Genomic DNA, 20824 nt, shown 5'->3' on the forward strand with positions numbered 1-20824 from the left:
CCCGACAAAAAGATGTCGGAGGTTCTCGAGTCGCTCAGAGTGCGATCACTCGGCGGCGTCGACGTGGCGCAGACGCAGCTTGTCCTGGTGGATCTCGCGCAGCGCGATCGACAGCGGCTTGTCCTCGACGGCCGAGTCGACGAGCGGGCCGACGTTGTCGAAGAGCGAACCCTCCTGCAGGTCGGTGTAGTAGTCGTTGATCTGACGCGCCCGCTTCGAGCTGTAGATCACGAGCTGGTACTTCGAGTCGACGCGCTCGAGCAGCTCGTCGATGGGCGGATCGATGATGCCCTTGTTCTCCGTTGCCATGCCTTTTCCTCCTGAATCTGCGCGCGCGGAACCCTCAGCGCGCGTCACGCCTGCATCAAGTCTACGACCTGCCGGGCCGCTTGGTCGACGTCGTCGTTGACAATGTGGTGATCGAACTCGCCCTGGGCTGCGAGTTCCGCGCGGGCAGTGCGCAGCCGACGGGTGCGCTCCTCCTCGTCCTCGGTGCCGCGGCCGACGAGCCGCTGCACGAGTTCGTCCCAGCTCGGCGGCAGGAGGAACACCAGAGTAGCGCGCGGTTCCGTGGCCCGCACCTGGAAGGCGCCCTGCATATCGATCTCGAGCAGAACCGGGCGGCCCTCCGAGATCGCGCGATCGATGGGCCCGCGCGGCGTGCCGTACCGGTGCGTGCCGTGCACCGTCGCCCACTCGAGCAGATCGCCGTTCGCGATCATGCGATCGAACTCGGCGTCGTCGACGAAGTAGTAGTGGCGTCCCTCTTCCTCACCGGGCCGCGGCGCGCGCGTGGTCGCTGAGACTGACAGCATCACGTCGGGGTGGTTCTGCCGGATGTGCGTGGCGACCGTGCCCTTGCCGACCGCCGTCGGACCGGCGAGCACGACGAGGCTGCTGCGGCCGGGGCGCGGAACCGACTCGCGGAAGCGCGTGTCGAGCCAGTCCGCGAGCGCACCGCGCTGGCGCGCCCCGAGGCCGCCGAGGCGCTTGACCGGCGAGATCTGGAGATCCTCGAGGATCCGATCTCGCTTGCCGCGCCCGATGGCGGGCAGCGACGTGAGGAACTCCGTCACGCGCAGCGTGCCGGCCGGCGAGGACGCGTCGGCGTGCGCGCGGCGCAGCACCTCCTGCGGGCTCACGACGCGCATGGCGATATCCCGCTTCAGGCTCGCCCTGGCCCGCCGCGCGGCGACGGCCTTGCGGGACGCGGCCACGCGGTCGACCTCGGGGGGACGTGCGGCCTCAGTCATGACGGTCTTGCTCTCGCGCAGACCGAGCGTGTTCTTCGATCACGGACTCAATCCTGTCTGATCCAGCCGAGAGAATGCTCCGGCTCTCGCTGATGATGACTGCGGGAGCCATGTCGCCGAAGATCTCGCCGGTGTCGCTCGGGTGGGCGCCCTGGTGGCCGTAGCCGGGCGCGAGGATGGGTGCCACCGGGGCGAACGGGCGGATCCCGGTTGTCGCCCAGTCGACCGTGGCGCCGATGACGAATCCCGCGCTCGCCCAGTCGCCGTCGAGGTCGCGCGTGGCGTTCTGCGCGGAGACCTCGTCGATCACGCGGCGCGACACCGACCGGGAGCCGTCGTCGACCGCGCGCTGCAGCCCTTCCGCCTCCGGGTTGCTCGTCGCCGCGAGCACGAACACGCCCTTGCCGTTGTCGTAGGCGAGGTCGATCGCGCCCGACAGCGCGCCGACGCCGAGGTAGGGGCTCACGGTGACCGCGTCCGCCTCGAGCGGCGAACCGGGCGTGAGCCAGGCGCCCGCGTAGGCGTCCATGGTCGTTCCGATGTCGCCGCGCTTCGCGTCGGCGATCACGAGGATCCCCGCCGCGCGCGCCGCGGCGAGCACGTCTTCCAGCGCGGCGTAGCCCGCGGATCCGAACCGCTCGTAGAACGAGACCTGCGGCTTGACGAACGCGGCGCGACCCGCCGCGGCGTCGACGACGCGCATTCCGAACTCGCGCACGCCCGCCGCGCTGTGCGGCAGGCCCCAGTCGTCGAGCAGCCCGAGGTGCGGGTCGATTCCGACGCACAGCGGCCCGAGCCGGGCGATGCCGGCCCGGGCGCGCTGTCCGAAGGATGCGGTCACGCCGCGCGCTCCGCCTGGTACTCCTGGAGGCTCTTGACGCGGAATCCGCCGGGCATCTTGTCCATGGCGCTCACGGCGGCGCCCAGTGTCGCGATCGTCGTGAACAGCGCCTTGTCGGCGCCGACGGCGGCCGCCCGGATCTCGTAGCCGTCGGCGCGCGCCGACATTCCGCTCGGCGTGTTCACGATGATGTCGACCTCGCCACGGGTGATCAGGTCGACGATGTTGTCTTCGCCCGATTCCTGCGTCGCGGAGAACTTCTGGACCACCTCGACGCTGATGCCGTTGCGCGTGAGGATCTCGGCAGTGCCCTCGGTCGCGAGCAGCCGGAAGCCGAGCTGCTGCAGACGGTGGGCGGGCAGGATCACGTCGCGCTTGTCGCTGTCGGCGACCGAGACGAACACCGTGCCCTCGAGCGGGATTCCGCCGTAGGCCGCCGCCTGGCTCTTCGCGAACGCGGTCGGGAAGTCGCGGTCGATCCCCATGACCTCGCCCGTGGAGCGCATCTCCGGGCCGAGCACCGAGTCGACGATCGCGCCATCGACCGTGCGGAACCGCTTGAACGGCAGCACGGCCTCCTTGACCGAGACCGGCGCGTCGAGCGGGATGATCGATCCGTCGGCCTCCGGCAGGATGCCCTCGGCCTTGAGATCAGCGATCGACGTGCCCGCGATCACGCGGCTCGCGGCCTTCGCCAGCTGGATCCCGAGCGCCTTCGACACGAACGGCACCGTGCGGCTGGCGCGCGGGTTCGCCTCGATCACGTACAGCACGCCGGCGCTGATCGCGTACTGCACGTTCAGCAGCCCGCGAACCCCGACGCCCTGCGCGATCGCGCGCGTCGCCTCGACCACGCGCTCGATCTCGCTGCGCCCGAGCGACATCGGCGGCAGGGCGCACGACGAGTCGCCGGAGTGGATGCCGGCCTCCTCGAGGTGCTCCATGATGCCGCCGATGTAGAGCTGGTCGCCGTCGAACAGTGCGTCGACGTCGATCTCCACGGCGTCGTCGAGGAAGCGATCAACGAGCAGCGGCGCCTCTTCGCCGATGATGGCGTCGGCGGCAATGCGCTCGAAGTAATCGTGCATGCTCGGCGAGTCGTACACGATCTCCATGCCGCGCCCGCCCAGAACGAACGACGGGCGCACGAGCACCGGGTAGCCGATCTCCTCGGCGATCGCGGTCGCCTCGGACTCGCTCGTCGCGGTGCCGTTGCGCGGAGCCAGCAGGCCGCCGCGCTCGAGGATCTCGCCGAAGAGCTTGCGGTCCTCCGCGAGGTCGATCGCGGCGGGGCTCGTGCCGAGCACGGTGTACCCGGCGGCCTTGATCCCCTTCGCCAGGCCCAGCGGCGTCTGGCCGCCGAGCTGGCAGATCACGCCGAAGATCTCGCCCGACTGGCTCTCGGCGTGCAGCACCTCGAGCACGTCCTCGAGCGTCAGCGGCTCGAAGTACAGGCGGTCCGAGGTGTCGTAGTCGGTCGAGACCGTCTCCGGGTTGCAGTTGACCATGACGGTCTCGAAGCCGGCGTCGCTCAGCGCGAACGAGGCGTGCACGCACGAGTAGTCGAACTCGACGCCCTGGCCGATGCGGTTCGGACCGGATCCGATGATGACGACCTTCTGGCGGTCGCTCGGGGCGACCTCGGTCTCGGAGTCGTACGACGAGTAGTGGTACGGCGTCGTGGCCGGGAACTCGCCGGCGCACGTGTCGACCGTCTTGAACACGGGGCGAACGCCGAACCCGTGGCGCGCCTCGCGCACATCCTCTTCCGTCATTCCGCGCAGCTGCGCGATCTGCACGTCCGAGAAACCGTGGTCCTTGGCGACGCGGAACACGCGCTCGCTGAGCGCATCGGCCTGAGCGATCGCGTCGGCGACCTCGTTGATGAGCACGATCTGATCGATGAACCACGGGTCGATCTTCGTCGCGTCGAAGATCTGCTCGGCGGTGGCGCCGAGGCGCAGCGCCTGCTGCACGTCGACGATGCGGCCATCGGTCGGGGTGACGATGGTCTCGAGCAGCTGATCGACCGTGCGGGTCTTTTCTCCCCAGTGGAAGCTGGAGCCGCGCTTCTCGATCGAGCGCAGCGCCTTCTGCAGCGCCGTTGCATAGTTGCGACCGATCGCCATCGCCTCGCCGACCGACTTCATGGTGGTCGTGAGCGTCGCATCTGCGGCCGGGAACTTCTCGAAGGCGAAGCGGGGCACCTTGACGACGACGTAGTCGAGCGCGGGCTCGAACGATGCCGGCGTCACCTTCGTGATGTCGTTCTGCACCTCGTCGAGCCGGTACCCGAGGGCCAGCTTCGCGGCGAGCTTCGCGATCGGGAAGCCTGTGGCCTTCGAAGCGAGCGCCGAGGAGCGCGAGACGCGCGGGTTCATCTCGATGACGATCACGCGGCCCGTAGCGGGGTCGATTGCGAACTGGATGTTGCAGCCGCCCGTGTCGACGCCGACCGCGCGGATGATGTCGATTCCGACGTCGCGCAGCTTCTGGTACTCGCGGTCGGTGAGCGTCAGCGCCGGGGCGACCGTGATCGAGTCGCCCGTGTGCACGCCGACCGGGTCGACGTTCTCGATCGAGCAGACCACGACGGTGTTGTCCGCCGTGTCGCGCATGAGCTCGAGCTCGTACTCCTTCCACCCGAGGATCGACTCCTCGAGCAGCACCTCGGTCGTGGTCGACTCGATGAGGCCCTGGCCGGCCATGCGGCGCAGCTCGGTCTCGTTGTACGCGAAGCCCGAGCCCAGGCCGCCCATCGTGAACGACGGACGCACGACCATCGGATACCCGATCTCCGCGGCTCCGGCGAGCACTTCCTCCATCGTGTGCGCGATGCGGCTCTTAGCCACCTCCGCGCCCGCCTCGATGACGAGGTCCTTGAAGATCTTGCGGTCCTCGCCGCGCTGGATCGCCTCGGGCTTCGCGCCGATCAGCTCGACGTCGTACTTCTCGAGAATTCCGCCGTGGTGCAGCGCCATGGCGGCGTTGAGCGCCGTCTGACCGCCGAGGGTCGGCAGGATCGCGTCGGGCTTCTCCTTCGCGATAATCGTCTCGATCACCTCGGGGGTGATCGGCTCGATGTACGTCGCGTCGGCGAAGTCGGGATCGGTCATGATCGTGGCGGGGTTCGAGTTCACGAGGATCACGCGCACGCCCTCTTCGCGCAGCACGCGGCAGGCCTGGGTGCCCGAATAGTCGAACTCGCAGGCCTGGCCGATGACGATCGGGCCGGATCCGATGACGAGAACGGAGGAGATGTCGTCGCGCTTAGGCATGTGCGCCCTTCTTGCTGAGCGACTCGAGAACGAGGTCGCGGAAACGGTCGAACAGGTAGTTGGCGTCGTTCGGTCCGCCGGCCGCCTCGGGGTGGTACTGCACCGAGAATGCCGGGATGTCGAGGGCGTTCAGGCCTTCGACGACCGAGTCGTTCAGGCCGACGTGGCTGACCTCCACGCGGCCGAAGCCGGCGGGGCTGTCGAAGGTGCCCTCGATCGGGGCGTCGACCGCGAAGCCGTGGTTCTGCGCCGTGATCTCGACGCGTCCGGTCGACTTGTCGAGAACGGGCTGGTTGATGCCGCGGTGGCCGAACGGCAGCTTGTAGGTCGTGAGGCCGAGGGCGCGACCGAACAGCTGGTTGCCGAAGCAGATGCCGAAGTACGGCAGGCCGTCCTTCAGAGCCGCCTGCAGCAGTTCCACGTGCGCATCGGACGCCGACGGGTCGCCCGGACCGTTCGAGAAGAACAGCCCGGCGGGATCGATCGCCTTCACCTCGGCGTACGTGACCGACTGCGGCAGCAGGTGAACCTCGAACCCACGGCGCCCGAGGTTGGTGACGGTGGAGGCCTTGATGCCCAGGTCTACGACCGCGAGGCTGCCGATCTTGTCGCCGATCGCGGGCGTGATCCGGGTGGACGTCACGGACACCTCGGCGGAGAGGTTGCGACCGGCCATGCCGGGCGCCTCCCGAACGGCGCGGAGCTGTTCGTCGGCGCTGATCGCGGCGTCGGCTCCCGAGAAGACGCCGCCGCGCATCGAACCGTCCGAACGGATCCGCCGCGTCACGGCGCGCGTGTCGATGGCGGAGATGCCCACGATGCCGTCGGCCTCGAGGGCCTCATCGAGCGACTCGTCGGCGCGCCAGTTGGACACCACGCGGCTCGGGTCGCGCACGATGTACCCGGCGGCCCAGATGCGGTGCGACTCGGCATCTTCGGCGTTGACACCCGTGTTACCGATGTGGGGCGAGGTCTGCAGCACGATCTGTCCGGCGTAGGACGGGTCGGTGAGGGTCTCTTGGTACCCGCTCATGCCGGTCGTGAAGACGACCTCGCCGAAGGTGGTGCCGCGCGCACCATAGGCGCGGCCCTCGTATCGCGTGCCGTCCTCGAGGACGAGGACCGCGGGATCGTGGTCGAACAAGGAGGTGAGGGTCATGCGTGTGCTCCCGTCGGTGATTCTGCAGACGCGATCTGGTCGATCGCCGCGACCAGCGTCGCGGGTTCGTCGTCCTGCAGACGAAGATAAGTATCGAGGATCTGGGATCCGTCGCTCCAGGCGACCATCACGAGGCCGTCGCGCTCGACGGTCCGATCGATGGTCCACGTCGCGCGCCCCGCGCCCAGGATGTGCGCGGCGGGCACGAACACGTCGGTCTCGCCAGGCATCGAGAGGCCGAGCCCCGCGTCGGTCACCGTGATGTCGGCGCGGGAGCGGAACGCGAGCGGGCGCGCCGCGATGCGGTCGAGCGGGGAATCGTGGCGCGTGGTCGCGACGTAGAAGCCGACCGCCGAGAACGTTGCGCCGCCGATCGTGCTGCCGAACGGGATCGCGACGTCCGAGTCGCGACGGGTGCGGCGGATCCAGCCCCACGCCATCAGGGCGAGCATCACGACCGCGAGCGCGATCATGATGCCGACGGCGAGTTCGCGGGTCATGCGCGAACCCCTTCGAGGTCCACGAGGGCGCCGTCTGAGAGCGTCTCGTATCCGCGGTGGATCGTGCCGCGCACGCTGCCCGGAAGGGTCTCGCCGAAGAACGGCGAGTTGGTGCTGCGCCCCGCGAGGTCGTGGGCCGAGAACTCGCCCCCGGCGCTCGGGTCGTACAGCGTCAGCTCGGCGGGCTCCCCCGCCCGGATCGGCCGGCCGTGGGCGGCGAGCCCGCCGATCCGGGCGGGCGCCTCGGACATGACGCGCGCCACGTCCGACCAGCCGATGAGCCCCGTGGCGACCATGGTCTTGTGCACCACGCGCAGCGCGGATTCGAGGCCGACCATTCCGTGCGCGGCGGCAGCCCACTCGGTGGCCTTCGCCTCGGCGGGGTGCGGCGCGTGGTCCGTGGCGACGATGTCGATCGTGCCGTCGGCGAGGCCCTCGCGCACCGCGAGAACGTCCTCGTCGCGCCTGAGCGGCGGGTTCACCTTGAACCGTGCGTCGTATCCGCGCACGAGCTCCTCGGTGAGCAGCAGGTGGTGCGGGGTGACCTCCGCGGTCACGTTGATCCCGCGCTTCTTCGCCCAGCGGATGAGGTCGACGGATCCGGCTGTGGACAGGTGGCAGATGTGCAGGCGCGACCCGACGTGCTCCGCGAGCAGAACGTCGCGGGCGATGATCGACTCCTCGGCGACAGCCGGCCAGCCGGCGAGGCCGAGCTCGGCCGAGACGACGCCCTCGTTCATCTGCGCGCCCTCGGTCAGGCGCGGATCCTGGGCGTGCTGAGCGACCACGCCGCCGAACGACTTCACGTACTCGAGCGCGCGGCGCATGAGCAGCGGATCCCACACGCAGCTGCCGTCGTCGCTGAACACGCGCACGTTCGCCTTCGAGCGCGCCATGGCGCCGAGCTCGGCGAGCCGCTCGCCCTTCTGTCCCACCGTCACGGCGCCGATCGGCTGCACGGTCGCGTATCCGGCCGCTTCACCGAGGGCGAGCTCCTGCTCGACCACGCCCGCGGTATCGGCGACGGGGTTCGTGTTCGGCATCGCGAAGACCGCGCTGAAACCGCCGGCCGCCGCGGCCCGCGAGCCCGTGAGCACCGTCTCGCTCGCCTCGAAGCCGGGCTCGCGCAGGTGCACGTGCATGTCGACGAGGCCCGGCAGGGCGATCAGTCCATCGGCATCGATCGTCCGGGCGCCCGCACGGCTAAGGCCCGCGCCGACGTCGGAGATGCGGCCGTCCTCGATGAGGATGTCGGTTCGGCCTTCGCCGGCGATCGCCGCTCGGCGGATGAGGATCGGCTCACTCATCGGTTCTCCTTGCTGTCAGTTCCCGCTTGTTCTCCCGCGAGCAGGAGATAGAGCACGGCCATGCGCACGGATACGCCGTTCGCGACCTGCTCCAGCACCGTCGCACGGGCGGAGTCCGCCGCCTCCGCGCAGATCTCGAGCCCACGGTTCATCGGCCCGGGGTGCATCACGATCGTATCGCTGGGAAGCGCCCGGAACCTGACCGGATCGAGCCCCCACAGCCGCGCGTACTCCCGCTCGTTGGGGAAGAACGAACCGGTCATGCGTTCGGTCTGGATCCGGAGCATCATGAGCGCGTCGGGCGCTGCCGCGATCGCCTCGTCGAGATCGAACAGGATCGTCGCCGGCCAGCGCGTCACGTCCTGAGGCACGAGGGTCGGCGGGGCGACGAGCGTGACCTCGGCGCCGAGGGCGTCAAGCAGCCACACGTTGGAGCGCGCGACGCGCGAGTGCAGCACGTCGCCGACGATGGTCACGCGGTACCCGGCGAGGTCGCGGCCGCGGCTGCTCGCGCCGTATCGGCGCCGCCGCATCGTGAACGCGTCCAGGAGGGCCTGTGTGGGATGCTCGTGCGTGCCGTCGCCGGCGTTGACGACGCCCGCGTCGATCCATCCGCTCGAGGCCAGCGTGCGCGGCGCGCCGGATGCGCCGTGCCGCACCACGACGGCGTCGGCGCCCATCGCCTCGAGCGTCTGGGCCGTGTCCTGGAGGCTCTCCCCCTTGGACACGCTCGAGCCCTTCGCCGAGAAGTTGATGAGGTCGGCCGAGAGCCGCTTGGCGGCCGCCTCGAACGAGATCCGCGTGCGCGTGGAATCCTCGAAGAAGAGGTTGACGACGGTCCTGCCGCGCAGCGTCGGGAGCTTCTTGACCTCGCGCTCCTGCGTGTCCGCCATGTCCTCCGCGACGTCGAGGATGCGGATCGCGTCGTCGCGCGTCAGTGTGCGGGTATCGAGCAGATGGCGCATCAGTCGGCCTCTCCCCGGATCGTGACCTCGTCGATGCCGTCGACCTCGCTCAGCGCCACGTTGACGCGCTCACTGCGCGCCGACGGCAGGTTCTTGCCCACGAAATCGGGGCGGATCGGCAGCTCGCGATGCCCGCGATCGACGAGGATCGCCAGCCGCACGGCGGACGGTCGCCCGATGTCGCCGATCGCGTCGAGGGCGGCGCGGATCGAACGGCCGGAGAACAGCACGTCGTCGACGAGCACGACAGTGCGCCCGTCGATGCCGCCGGCCGGGATCGATGTGGGCCGCGGCGTGCGCGTGGGGTGCCGCGAGAGATCGTCGCGGTACATTGTGACGTCGAGCTGGCCGACGGCGATCGACGCTCCCGACACGCGCTCGATGAGGGCCGCGATGCGCTCGGCGAGAGGAACGCCGCGCGAGGGGATCCCGAGGAGCACGAGACCGTCCGGCCCCTTGTTCGACTCGAGGATCTCGTGTGCGATGCGCGTGAGGGCGCGCGCGATATCGGCTTCGTGAAGCACAGTTCGTGTGCTCATCCGCCGCTCCCTTCTCCGCCTCACGGGACGGGGTTAAAGGTGCTGGATGTGTGAAAGTCTACTCAGTTCGAGCGCGCGATGCGCGCGAGCACGCCGTGCACGAACGCCCCGGACTCCTCGGTCGACAGCTCCTTGGCGAGCTCGACCGCCTCATCGATCGCGACGGCCGTCGGGACCTCGTCGTTCCAGAGGATCTCCCAGGCCGCGAGCCGCAGCAGCGCGCGGTCGACGGCGGGCATGCGCTCGATCCGCCAGTCGCGACTGTGCGTCTCGATCTGCTCGTCGATCTCGTCGCGATGGTCGAGGTAGCCGTCGACGATGTCGCGGGCGTAGAGCCACGACGCCTCGCGTTCGGGCTCGCTCGCCGCGCGGCGCGCCTCCTCCTGGAGGGAATAGGCGATCGCGTCTCCCCGCACGTCGGCGGAGAAGAGGATGTTGAGGGCGCGCTTGCGGGCCTTGGTGCGTGCGCTCAAGGTCAGTCGTTCACTCGGCCGAGGTAGTCGCCCGTGCGGGTGTCGACCTTGACCTTGACGCCCTCGCCCAGGAACAGCGGAACCTGGATCTCGGCGCCCGTGGAGACGGTTGCGGGCTTCGTGCCCGCGTTCGAGCGGTCGCCCTGCAGGCCCGGCTCGGTGTAGGTGATCTCGAGCACGACCGACGGCGGCATCTCGAGGTACAGCGGCTGCCCATCGTGCATGCCGATCTGCACCTTCATGTTCTCGAGCAGGAAGCGGCTGGCGTCGCCGACGACCGTGTCGGTGACGTTGATCTGGTCGTAGTCCTCGACGTCCATGAACACGTAGCTGTCGCCGTCGTTGTACAGGTACTGGAAGTCGCGGCGATCGACGTTCTGCACGTCGATCTTGGCGCCGGCGTTGAACGTCTTGTCGATGATCTTGCCCGACACGACGTTCTTCATCTTCGTGCGCACGAACGCACCGCCCTTGCCCGGCTTCACGTGCTGGAACTCGATGACGTTCCAGAGCTGTCCGTCGATGGACAGAACGACGCCGTTGCGGATGTCTGCGGTGGATGCCATGTGTGTGAGATTCCGTTTCGTGGTGTGTGCGGGCGCGGCGTGATCAGCGCCCAACGAGAGATTCTATCGCGAACGCGTGCGAATGATGTTGCCGGAGGATTCTTCGCCGATCTCCTGGTACGCGGCGAACAGCAGCGACTGGTCGGGCGCCTGCATCACGGCGGGCTTGCCGATCTCGTCGAGCACGATGAATCGCAGCTGCCCCGCCCGCGTCTTCTTATCGCGCTGCATCGTCGCCAGCAGCTGCGAGAACGCGCCCGCGCGGTACGTGGTCGGAAGACCGAGCGCGGTCAGGATCCGGCGATGCCGGTCGACGGACTCGTCGCTCAGGCGCCCCGCGAGCCGCGACAGCTCGGCCGCGAACATCATGCCGATCGACACGGCGGCCCCGTGGCGCCACTGGTAGCGCTCGGCGTGTTCGATCGCGTGGCCCAGCGTGTGCCCGTAGTTGAGCATCTCGCGCAGCCCCGCCTCGCGGAAGTCCTGCCCCACGACGTCGGCCTTCATGCGGATCGCCAGCTCCAGCGCCCGGCGGAACTCGTCCGACTCGGGATCGAGGGCCTGAACCGGGTCGCGCTCAACCATGTCGAGGATCTCGGGGTACCGGATGAATCCGGCCTTCAGCACCTCGGCGAAGCCCGCGGTCAGTTCGTTCTTCGGCAGCGGCTCGAGCAGGTCGAGGTCGCAGAGCACAGCCCGCGGCGACCAGAACGCCCCCACGAGGTTCTTGCCCTCCGAGGTGTTGATGCCCGTCTTCCCGCCGACGGCCGCGTCGACCATGCCGAGCACGGTCGACGGCACCTGCACGACGGCGACCCCGCGCAGCCAGGTGGCGGCGACGAAGCCCGCGACATCGGTTGCCGCTCCCCCACCGATGCCGACGATCGCGTCGGTGCGCGTGAAGTCGGCCTGCCCCAGGATCCCCCACAGGAACGCGGCGACCTCGATGCGCTTGGCGTCCTCGGCGTCCGGGATCTCCGCGAGCAGCACCTCGAGGTCGCCGCCGGCGATCATCTCGTCGCGCAGGTCGGCGACGATCCGGCCCATCGTCGGCTGATGGACGATGAGGACCTTCTTCGTCTCCTCGGGCAGCGCCTCGCGGATCCGGTGTCGCAGCCCGCGCCCGATCGTAACGTCGTAGCCGGGGGTTCCCTCGACATGGATGACGGTGTCGTCGCTCATTCGGATTCCTTTCGTTCGAGAACGATGCCGAGGCGCTCCGCGGCCCATTCGGCGGCCTCCTCGACGACGTTCTTGAGGGGCCCGCGCGACGTGTCGTACGTCACGTCGGCCAGCGATTCGTAGATGGGGCGCCGCTCCTCGGCGATGCGCGCCCACTCCTTCATCGGATCCCCGCCGTTCAGCAGCGGGCGCTTCGAACCGTGGATCCGCGACGCGATCGTGCGCAGGGAGACGGTGAGGGCGACGACCAGGTGGGGTTGAAGAGCCTCGCGCGTCTCGGGGGCGAGCACGGCGCCGCCGCCGAGCGCGATGACGCCTCCCGCGCCCAGCGCCGTCGCCACCGTCTCGCGCTCGATGCGCCGGAACTCGGCCTCGCCCTGCGCCTCGAAGAGGTCGGCGATCGGGCCGTGCTCGCGCACGATCATCGAGTCGGTGTCGGTGAACGTCGTGCCGAGCCGCTTGGCGACCCTGCGGCCGATGCTCGACTTACCGGCGCCCATCGGCCCGATGAAGACGATCGCCTCACGCATGTCCGAGCGACTGCGCCGTGCTCCGCAGGTTCTCCGGGATCGCGGCGAGGTACGCATCGACGTTGCGCCGGGTCTCGTCGATCGAGTCTCCGCCGAACTTCTCGAGCACGACGTCGGCGAGCGTGATCGAGACCATCGCCTCGGCCACGACGCCGGAGGCCGGGACCGCGCACACGTCGGAGCGCTGGTGGTGGGCCGCGGCCTTCTCGCCCGTGGCGACGTCGATCGTCTCGAGGGCGCGCGGCACGGTCGCGATCGGCTTCATGCCGGCGCGCACGCGCAGAGTGGTGCCGGTGGACATGCCGCCCTCGGTGCCGCCGGCGCGATCGGTGCCGCGGGCGACGCCGTCGTCGGTCGGGAACAGCGCGTCGTGCGCGGCGGATCCGCGGCGGCGCGTGGTCTCGAAGCCGTCGCCGACCTCGACGCCCTTGATGGCCTGGATGCTCATGAGCGCCTGCGCGAGCTTGGCGTCGAGGCGGCGGTCCCAGTGCACGTGCGAACCGAGCCCCGGGGGAACGTTGTAGGCGAGCACCTCGACGATGCCGCCGAGCGTGTCGCCGGCCTTCTTCGCGTCGTCGACCTCCGCGACCATCTTCGCGCTCGTCTCCGCGTCGAAGCAGCGCAGCGGATCCGCGTCGAGCGACGCGACGTCGTCGGGCGTCGGCACGGGCGCGCCCTCGGGAGAGGCGACGGGGCCGATCGAGAGCGTGTGGCTGACGAGGCGGATCCCGAGCTCGCCCAGGAACTTGCGCGCGATCGCGCCGAGGGCGACGCGCGCCGCCGTCTCGCGGGCGCTCGCGCGCTCGAGCACCGGGCGCGCCTCGTCGAAGCCGTACTTCTGCATGCCGACGAGGTCGGCGTGCCCCGGACGGGGGCGGGTGAGAGGAGCGCCGCGACCGCGCGACTTCTCGCTGAGCTCGACCGGCTCGGCGCTCATGACCTCGGTCCACTTCGGCCACTCGGTGTTGCCGATCCGAACCGCGATGGGGCTTCCCATCGTGAGGCCGTGGCGGATGCCGCCCGAGATCGACAGCTCGTCCTGCTCGAACTTCATGCGCGAGCCGCGGCCGTAGCCGAGCTTGCGCCGCTGAAGATCTGCCTGGATGTCGTCCGGGCTCACGGGCACGCCAGCAGGCAGGCCCTCCATGATGGCGATGAGTTCGGGGCCATGAGACTCCCCGGCGGTCAGAACGCGAAGCATGACCTCTAGCCTAGGGCGTCCCGCATCGCCCGAATGACCTGAGCCTCGTCCGGCAGCTCGCGATCGGCGTCGCCCGACACGAAGATCCGCACCTGCAGCACGGCCTGGTGCAGCAGCATGCCGAGGCCGTGATGCGCCTCAGCCTGCCACCGCTGCGCGAGCGCGCTCGGCCACGGGCTGTAGGCCACGTCGAACAGCACGCCGCCCGCGTCCGCGAGCGCGTCGGCGTGGCCCGGATCGAGCTCCGCGCCCCCGGGCAGCGTCGCGATCGTCAGATCCACCGGATCCCGCACCTCGCCGAGCGCGACCGCGCGCGCCGGGACGCCGATGCGCGCGGCCAGAGCGAGCATCGCCGCGGCGCGCTCGGGCCGGCGCGCGGCGATCTCGACGCGGCGCGCCCCGAGCGCGGATACGGCGACGAGCGCCGAGGTCGTGGTCGCGCCGGATCCGACGAGGCGAACCGTCTCCGCGCCGCCGACGCCCGACTCCTCGAGCGCGTTCGCGAGCCCGCCGACATCGGTGTTGAACCCGCGGAGCCCCTCGTCGTCTCCGAAGAACAGCGTGTTTACCGCGCCCGTGAGCTCGGCGGGCCGGTCCCGGAGCGCCGCCTGACGGAAGGCGGCGTCCTTCAGCGGGAACGTGACCGCGAGCCCGCGCACCGAGGCGCGCGCAAGCTCATCGGCGAACCGGTCGGCCTCGACGAGGCGCCGTTCGAACGTCCAGTCGAGGCCGAGCGCGCGGTACGCCGCGAGGTGCAGCTCGGGCGACCGGCTGTGGGCGATCGGGGCGCCCCAGACCTCCGCGCCGGTCAACCGCCGCATCCGGTCGAGTCGGGATTATCGGCGCACCATTCCTGCAGCAGCGCGACGTTCTTCTCATGCTCGTCCAGCGTCGATGCGAATCGCGTCTCGCCTGTTGCAAGGTTCACCGTGGCGAAGTACAGCCAGCTTCCGTCGGCAGGTTCCACCGCCGCCTCGATCGCAAGCTCGCCGGGGTTCGCGATCGGCCCCGCAGGAAGGCCCTTGTGCACGTACGTGTTCCAGGCGTTGTCGTCTTCGAGCGCCTCCGCCGAGCTGAAGACGTCGCCGTCGTGCATTTTGCCGACGCCGTACTGCGCCGTCGAGTCCATCTGCAACAGCATGTCGTCGTCGAGCCGGTTCTCGATCACGCGCGCGACCTTGAAGAAGTCCTCTTCCGCGGCCGCCTCGCGCTGGATCACGGACGCTTCCGTGAGGATCCGCTGCCGGTCCTCCTTCTGCACCCCCGCGTCGTCGAGCGACGAGCGAGTGCGATCGACCATCTGCTGCACCGCTTCTGTCGCGTCGGTTCCGGGCGCGAAGTCGTAGGCGGCGGGGAACAGCCAGCCCTCGAGCGAATCGGCATCGACGCCGTAGTCCGAGGGATCGGCCAGCGCGTCGTCGACGTCGTCCTCGGACACCTCGAGCACCGACGCCATGATCGGCACGATCTGCGTGATCGTGTAGCCCTCGGGGTAGACGACGCCGGGCAGGCGCGAGTCGGGATCGGTCAGCGTCGTGAGGGCCGCGGACGCCGTCATCTTCTGCTGGAGCTCGTACACCCCGGGACGGAACTCGGGGTTCTGCTGGGCCGAGACGAGCATGTCGTAGAACACCGACTCGGTCATCGTCACGCCGGCTTCGTTCAGCTTCTGCGACACCTCCCACCCGGTGTCGCCCTGCTCGATCGCGATGACGGCCTCGCCGGTCGCCAGGCCCTCCTCGTAGTCGGTCGGCTCGGCGTTCACGCCGAAGAAATCGCCGATCGGTCCGCCGATCTGCTTGGCCGCCCACCAGCCGCCGAAGGCGAGCGCGGCGATCAGCGCGAGGATGACGAGGAGGATGATGATCGCGCCGCGCCGGCGCTTCTTCGGTCCGCGCGTCGTCGGGGACGAGCCGGTGGTCAACAGGTCGTGCAGGCCCGCGTGCGAATCGTTCGACTTCGCAGGCTCGAGGCGGGATCCGCCGGACATGACGATCGCCTCCGGCGCGGTCGTCTCCAGCACCGCGCCGCGCGCGGGCGTGGCGCGCGGGCCGGTCGACCCGCGTGCGGGTTCGCTCGACGGCGAGGGATCCGAGGGCGTCGAGTCGCCCGCCGCCCGGGCGGCAGCGTCCCAGTCGGCCGACTGTCTGGCGCGCAGCTCGCGCAGTTCGCGCCTCGACAGGGGTCGGCCCTCGGGGGAAAGGGGGTCGCTCATGGCGGGTCTACTCCTCGTCCAGCAGCGCTCCGGGCGCACGTCCGGTGCTCTTCTCGGTGTCGACGGCGTGCTGCAGGAACACGACCGCCGCAATCTGATCGACGATACCGCGAGAACCCTTCTGCGACCTGCCGGACTGGCGGAGCGCGGTGTGGGCGCTCACGGTGCTCAGGCGCTCGTCCACGAGCCGCACGCCGGTCTCCGGCAGCGCCGCGGCGATCAGCGCGGCGAATTCGCGAGCGTCGGCGGTCGACGGCGTGTCGTCGCCGCGCATGTTCAGGGGCAGGCCCACGACGATCTCGATCGGAGAGTATTCGCCCGCGATCTCGACGATGCGGGCGATCGAACCGTCGTTCCTCGCGACGGTTTCGACGGGAACGGCGAGCATGCCGTCGGCGTCGGACCGGGCGACGCCGATGCGCGCCCGGCCGACGTCGACGCCGAGGCGCACGCCCCTTCGGAACTCGCTCACAGCGCCAGAACGGCCGCCCGCACCGCGTCGAGGGCCGCGTCGACGCGAGTTGCGTCCTGGCCGCCGCCCTGGGCGAGGTCGGGCTTGCCGCCGCCGCCGCCGCCGAGCACGCCGGTCGCCGTCTTCACGAGGGCTCCGGCCTGTGCGCCGGCCTGGCGCGCGGCCTCGGTCGTCGCGATCACGACGACGGGGCGCGAGCCGACGACGCCGACGAGCGCGACCACGGCCGCCTGCGCGGCGAGCCGCTCGCGCACCTGCGTGACGAGCGCGCGCACGTCATCCGCGGATCCGACCTCGCCGACCGATGCCGCGACCAGCTGGACGCGACCGGCGGGCGCCGCGCCCGATACGAGCGCGGGCACGCGCTGCGACAGGCTCTGGGCCTCGAACGCCGCGATCTTCTTCTCGGCGCGCTTGAGGTTGGCGCTCAGCTCAGCGATGCGCGCCGCGAGCTGATCCTTCGGCGCCTTCAGCTGGCCGCTGAGCTCGGCGACGAGCGCGCGCTCTGCCGTGAGCTCGCGCAGCGCGTCCTGGCCGACCAAGGCCTCGACGCGGCGGTTCGACGCGCCGACCGATGCCTCGCTCGTGAGCGAGATGAGGCCGATCTCCGACGAGCGCCCCACGTGGGTGCCGCCGCAGAGCTCGCGCGACCACGGGCCGCCGATGTCGACCATGCGCACCTCGGCGCCGTACTTCTCGCCGAACAGCGCGGTGGCGCCCGCGGCCTTGGCGTCGTCGAGGCTCATCACCCGGGTCGTGACCTCGAGGTTGTCGGAGACGGCGCTGTTGGCGATCTCCTCGATCTCGGTCTTCGTCGCGTTCGACAGCGACTGTCCCCAGGAGAAGTCGATCCGCAGGTAGCCCGCGCGGTTCAGGGATCCGGTCTGCGTGGCGGCCGACCCGAGGGTGTCGCGCAGCGCGGCGTGTACAAGGTGCGTCGCGGAGTGCGCGGCCTGAGCGCGCCGGCGGTTGTTCTCGTCGACGACGGTCGTGGCGGCGTCGCCCACGGCGACCTCGCCGGAGTGCACCGTCACGGTGTGGCTCACGAGCCCGGCGACCGGGCGCTGAACGTCGATGACGTCGAGCTCGAACCCGGCGCCCACGATCGTGCCGCGGTCGGCGACCTGACCGCCCGACTCGGCGTACAGCGTCGTCTCGGGCAGGATGACCTCGGCCGTCTGGCCGGCCGAGGCGCGCTCGACCGGGGCGCCGTCGACGATCAGTCCGAGCACGCGGCTCTCGGCGACGAGCTCGTCGTACCCGAGGAACCGGGTCTCGCCCGCTGCGCGGTACTCGCGGTAGACGCTGAGGTCGGCGATCTGGGTCTTGCGCGACCGGGCGTTCTCCTTCGCGCGCTCGCGCTGGGAGCGCATGAGGTCGTCGAAACCATCGCGGTCGACGCCGATACCGGCCTCCTCGGCGATCTCCAGCGTGAGATCGATCGGGAATCCGTAGGTGTCGTGCAGAAGGAAGGCCTGGTCGCCGCCGAGCTTCGCGGTTCCCGCCTCCTTGGCCTTGGTCACGGCCGTGTCGAGGATCGTGGATCCCGACGCGAGCGTGCGCAGGAAGGTCTCTTCCTCGGCGAACGCGTAATTCGAGATGCGCTGCCAGTCGGTATCGATCTCGGGGTACCCGGTCGACATCGCCTCGCGCGACGCGGCGAACAGCTCGGGGAACGTCGCCTCTTCGACGCCGAGCAGGCGCATCGAGCGCACGGTGCGGCGCATCAGGCGGCGGAGGATGTAGCCGCGGCCCTCGTTGGACGGCGTGACGCCGTCGCTGAGCAGCATGAGCGACGAGCGCACGTGGTCGGCGATGACGCGGAAGCGCACGTCGTCGGCGTGGTCGACGCCGTATCGGCGCCCGGAGAGCTCCACGGCGCGATCGAGGACCGGGCGCACCTGGTCCGTCTCGTACATGTTCTCGACGCCCTGCTTCAGGAACGCGACGCGCTCGAGGCCGAGGCCCGTGTCGATGTTCTTCTGCGGCAGCTCGCCGACGATGTCGAACTCGGTCTTCGAGCGCACGTTGTCGATCGCGTACTGCATGAACACGAGGTTCCAGATCTCGAGGAACCGGTTGTCGTCGACGGCGGGGCCGCCGTCCTTGCCGTACGCGGGGCCGCGGTCGACGTAGATCTCGGAGGAGGGCCCTGCCGGTCCCGGCTGCCCCGTCGTCCAGTAGTTGTCCTCGCGGCCCAGCCGCTGGATCCGGTTCGCGGGGAGCCCCGCGATGGAGCGCCAGAGCTGCTCCGCCTCGTCGTCGTCCTCGTAGACGGTGACCCAGAGGTCCTTCTCGGCGAAGCCGAGCCCGCCGTCCGACTCGCTCGAGGTCAGAAGCTCCCAGGCGTAGCCGATGGCTTCCTTCTTGAAGTAGTCGCCGAACGACCAGTTGCCCATCATCTGGAAGAAGGTGCCATGACGCGCGGTCTGGCCCACCTCTTCGATGTCGTTCGTCCGGATGCACTTCTGCAGGTCGGCGACGCTCTTGTACGGGGCCGGCACCACGCCGGTCAGGTACGGAATGAACGGCACCATTCCGGCGATCGTGAACATGATCGACGGATCGTCGCTGACGAGCGACGCCGACGGAACGATCGTGTGATCCTTCGAACGGAAGTAATCGAGGTAGCGGTTAGCGATCTCCGCGGTCTTCATATCAGGGAGTGTGTCCTTGTGTCTGGCGAGAGGATGTCAGTCGTTGGTTTCGCGCGCGACCTCGGCGTGGTACGCCTCGGACATCGTGCCGGTGAAACCGCTGATGCGCGAGTCGATCGATGCCAACAGTTCGTGACCTCGCGGATCCTTGTTCATGAAATGCGCGGCGACGAAACCGCTGATGATGCCGAACAGGAACCACGCAACGTTCTTCATGCCATCTCCCTTGGTCGCGAGCGGACGGGCGCATCCATCCTAAGCCGTTCGGCCTGCGCGTTCGCGCTCACGAGAGCGTAGCCTGTCTTCCCGAGCGCCTATGCTGACGTCGTGGCGAAACGCGGATTCTGGTCAACGGTGCTCACTCTCGGCGTCAAGGCGCTCGCCGATTCGTCCGGCAACAAGCGAAACCGATCACAGCGCGCCGGTTCGACCGACACCATCGAGGTCTCCCCCGAACAGGTGCGCGGGCTGCTGCTCGAGTACTCCCCCAACGACGACGGCGACCCCGACGCAGGCGAGATCGTCTGGACCTGGGTGCCGTATGCCGAGAACGACGGCCGCGGGAAGGACCGGCCCGTTCTCGTGATCGCCCGCCAGTCGGCCGACCGCGTGTACGCCGTGAAGCTGACGAGCAAGCAGAAGACGGGCCGCGACGACAGGCTCGGCATCGGTTCGGGCCCGTGGGACTCGAGCGGACGCCCGTCCTGGGTCGACACCGACCAGCTCTACAGCGTGCACCGCGACGGCATGCGCCGAGAGGCCGCGGCCCTCGACCTCGACCGCTTCACGCGCGTCGCAATGGTCCTCCAGAAGGCGTACGGCTGGAAAACGCGCTGACCCGGTTCCTCCCGGAATGCCTCGTGGTCGTTATGGGCGCTCAGAACGACCACGAGGCACTCCCGCACACGCAAAAGGCGCCCCGGACGGAAGTCCGGGACGCCTTTTCGACGGGCGCTTAGCGCGCGGCGTAGTACTCGACGACGAGCTGCACTTCACAGGTCACGGGGACCTCAGCGCGCTTCGGACGAGCGACGAGCTTCGCCTGAAGCTTGTCGAGCGTCACCTCGAGGTAGGCGGGGACGGGAGGCAGAACCTCGGCGTGTCCGCCGGCGGCTGCGACCTGGAAGGGCTCGAGGCCCTCGCTCTTGGCCTTGACCTCGATCGTCTGACCCGGCTTGACGCGGAACGACGGGCGGTCGACGAGCTTGCCGTCGACGAGGATGTGGCGGTGCACCACGAACTGACGAGCCTGTGCGGTCGTGCGAGCGAAGCCCGAACGAACGACGAGCGCGTCGAGACGCATCTCGAGCAGCTCGACGAGGTTCTCACCCGTCAGGCCCTCGGTGCGGTTCGCCTCGTTGAAGGCGATGCGCAGCTGCGCCTCGCGGATGCCGTACTGCTCGCGCAGACGCTGCTTCTCGCGCAGACGCACGGCGTAGTCACTGTCGGTCTTGCGCTTGGTGCGTCCGTGCTGGCCGGGGCCGTACGGGCGGTTCTCCATGTAGCGCGCGGCCTTCGGCGTCAGCGGGATGCCGAGTGCGCGCGAGAGCCGGACCTTGCGGCGGTCCTGGGACTTGGTAACCATTGAGGTTCCTTTCACGTGCCGCCGATCAGGCGGCTTCACGGGCGTACATTCCGCCTTCTTCCCATGCGCGGGCGTACGCCGGAGTACCCGCAGGATAAGCG

General features: G+C 69.6%; 21 protein-coding genes. 1 reads left to right on the forward strand and 20 read right to left on the reverse strand.

What is annotated here, in order from left to right; translation table 11 throughout:
- Positions 1-45: 45 nt before the first annotated feature.
- The 19 genes from rpoZ to G510_RS14810 form a co-directional block, all read right to left on the reverse strand.
- The gene (gene rpoZ / locus G510_RS0100210) at positions 46-309 is read right to left on the reverse strand and encodes a DNA-directed RNA polymerase subunit omega (protein ID WP_029151931.1); all 264 of its coding nucleotides are present in this window, start codon (positions 307-309) and stop codon (positions 46-48) included.
- 44 nt (positions 310-353) lie between these two features.
- Complete coding sequence (gene gmk / locus G510_RS0100215; RefSeq protein WP_029151932.1) at positions 354-1253, reverse strand: guanylate kinase; 900 nt, start codon at positions 1251-1253, stop codon at positions 354-356.
- Positions 1246-2094 carry an orotidine-5'-phosphate decarboxylase gene (gene pyrF / locus G510_RS0100220; RefSeq protein ID WP_029151933.1) on the reverse strand — a complete coding sequence of 283 codons (849 nt, stop codon included), beginning with the start codon at positions 2092-2094 and terminating at the stop codon, positions 1246-1248. Before pyrF ends, gmk begins: the two co-directional genes overlap by 8 nt.
- Positions 2091-5372: a carbamoyl-phosphate synthase large subunit gene (carB, locus tag G510_RS0100225; protein WP_029151934.1), complete on the reverse strand. Its 3282-nt coding sequence runs from the start codon at positions 5370-5372 to the stop codon at positions 2091-2093. Before carB ends, pyrF begins: the two co-directional genes overlap by 4 nt.
- Complete coding sequence (gene carA / locus G510_RS0100230; RefSeq protein WP_029151935.1) at positions 5365-6531, reverse strand: glutamine-hydrolyzing carbamoyl-phosphate synthase small subunit; 1167 nt, start codon at positions 6529-6531, stop codon at positions 5365-5367. Before carA ends, carB begins: the two co-directional genes overlap by 8 nt.
- Positions 6528-7031: a PH-like domain-containing protein gene (locus G510_RS0100235; protein WP_029151936.1), complete on the reverse strand. Its 504-nt coding sequence runs from the start codon at positions 7029-7031 to the stop codon at positions 6528-6530. The genes carA and G510_RS0100235 overlap by 4 nt, the downstream gene beginning before the upstream one ends.
- On the reverse strand, positions 7028-8338 hold the full coding sequence (locus G510_RS0100240) for a dihydroorotase (RefSeq protein ID WP_029151937.1): 1311 nt from the start codon (positions 8336-8338) through the stop codon (positions 7028-7030). The genes G510_RS0100235 and G510_RS0100240 overlap by 4 nt, the downstream gene beginning before the upstream one ends.
- Positions 8335-9303, reverse strand: a complete 969-nt coding sequence (locus tag G510_RS0100245) for an aspartate carbamoyltransferase catalytic subunit (RefSeq protein ID WP_029151938.1) — start codon at positions 9301-9303, stop codon at positions 8335-8337. Before G510_RS0100245 ends, G510_RS0100240 begins: the two co-directional genes overlap by 4 nt.
- Positions 9303-9842 carry a bifunctional pyr operon transcriptional regulator/uracil phosphoribosyltransferase PyrR gene (gene pyrR / locus G510_RS0100250; protein WP_029151939.1) on the reverse strand — a complete coding sequence of 180 codons (540 nt, stop codon included), beginning with the start codon at positions 9840-9842 and terminating at the stop codon, positions 9303-9305. Before pyrR ends, G510_RS0100245 begins: the two co-directional genes overlap by 1 nt.
- A 62-nt stretch (positions 9843-9904) precedes the next feature.
- Positions 9905-10315, reverse strand: a complete 411-nt coding sequence (gene nusB, locus G510_RS0100255; protein WP_029151940.1) for a transcription antitermination factor NusB — start codon at positions 10313-10315, stop codon at positions 9905-9907.
- A gap of 2 nt (positions 10316-10317) precedes the next feature.
- Entirely contained in the window at positions 10318-10881 is a 564-nt protein-coding gene (gene efp / locus G510_RS0100260; RefSeq protein ID WP_029151941.1) for an elongation factor P, read from the reverse strand.
- 63 nt (positions 10882-10944) lie between these two features.
- On the reverse strand, positions 10945-12063 hold the full coding sequence (aroB, locus tag G510_RS14800) for a 3-dehydroquinate synthase (protein WP_051216079.1): 1119 nt from the start codon (positions 12061-12063) through the stop codon (positions 10945-10947).
- The gene (locus G510_RS0100270) at positions 12060-12593 is read right to left on the reverse strand and encodes a shikimate kinase (protein ID WP_029151942.1); all 534 of its coding nucleotides are present in this window, start codon (positions 12591-12593) and stop codon (positions 12060-12062) included. Before G510_RS0100270 ends, aroB begins: the two co-directional genes overlap by 4 nt.
- Complete coding sequence (gene aroC, locus G510_RS0100275) at positions 12586-13794, reverse strand: chorismate synthase (protein ID WP_029151943.1); 1209 nt, start codon at positions 13792-13794, stop codon at positions 12586-12588. Before aroC ends, G510_RS0100270 begins: the two co-directional genes overlap by 8 nt.
- Before the next feature lie 5 nt (positions 13795-13799).
- Positions 13800-14615: a hypothetical protein gene (locus tag G510_RS0100280; RefSeq protein ID WP_029151944.1), complete on the reverse strand. Its 816-nt coding sequence runs from the start codon at positions 14613-14615 to the stop codon at positions 13800-13802.
- Positions 14603-16009 carry an endolytic transglycosylase MltG gene (gene mltG / locus G510_RS14805; protein WP_051216081.1) on the reverse strand — a complete coding sequence of 469 codons (1407 nt, stop codon included), beginning with the start codon at positions 16007-16009 and terminating at the stop codon, positions 14603-14605. Before mltG ends, G510_RS0100280 begins: the two co-directional genes overlap by 13 nt.
- A 7-nt stretch (positions 16010-16016) precedes the next feature.
- On the reverse strand, positions 16017-16481 hold the full coding sequence (gene ruvX, locus G510_RS0100290; RefSeq protein WP_029151945.1) for a Holliday junction resolvase RuvX: 465 nt from the start codon (positions 16479-16481) through the stop codon (positions 16017-16019).
- Entirely contained in the window at positions 16478-19138 is a 2661-nt protein-coding gene (gene alaS, locus G510_RS0100295) for an alanine--tRNA ligase (protein WP_029151946.1), read from the reverse strand. The genes ruvX and alaS overlap by 4 nt, the downstream gene beginning before the upstream one ends.
- Positions 19139-19174: 36 nt before the next feature.
- Positions 19175-19354 carry a hypothetical protein gene (locus G510_RS14810; RefSeq protein ID WP_036321366.1) on the reverse strand — a complete coding sequence of 60 codons (180 nt, stop codon included), beginning with the start codon at positions 19352-19354 and terminating at the stop codon, positions 19175-19177.
- Between the two features lie 111 nt (positions 19355-19465).
- Between G510_RS14810 and G510_RS14815 the strand changes: the two genes are divergently transcribed.
- A complete protein-coding gene (locus tag G510_RS14815) occupies positions 19466-19975 on the forward strand; it encodes a type II toxin-antitoxin system PemK/MazF family toxin (protein ID WP_084644127.1) in 510 nt (169 codons plus the stop codon).
- Positions 19976-20093: 118 nt separating this feature from the next.
- Here the strand turns inward: G510_RS14815 and rpsD are convergent, their stop codons facing one another.
- On the reverse strand, positions 20094-20723 hold the full coding sequence (gene rpsD, locus G510_RS0100310; RefSeq protein ID WP_029151947.1) for a 30S ribosomal protein S4: 630 nt from the start codon (positions 20721-20723) through the stop codon (positions 20094-20096).
- Between the last annotated feature and the right edge of the window lie 101 nt (positions 20724-20824).

The sequence above is a fragment of the Microbacterium gubbeenense DSM 15944 genome (assembly GCF_000422745.1).
GTDB classification, from domain to species: domain Bacteria; phylum Actinomycetota; class Actinomycetes; order Actinomycetales; family Microbacteriaceae; genus Microbacterium; species Microbacterium gubbeenense.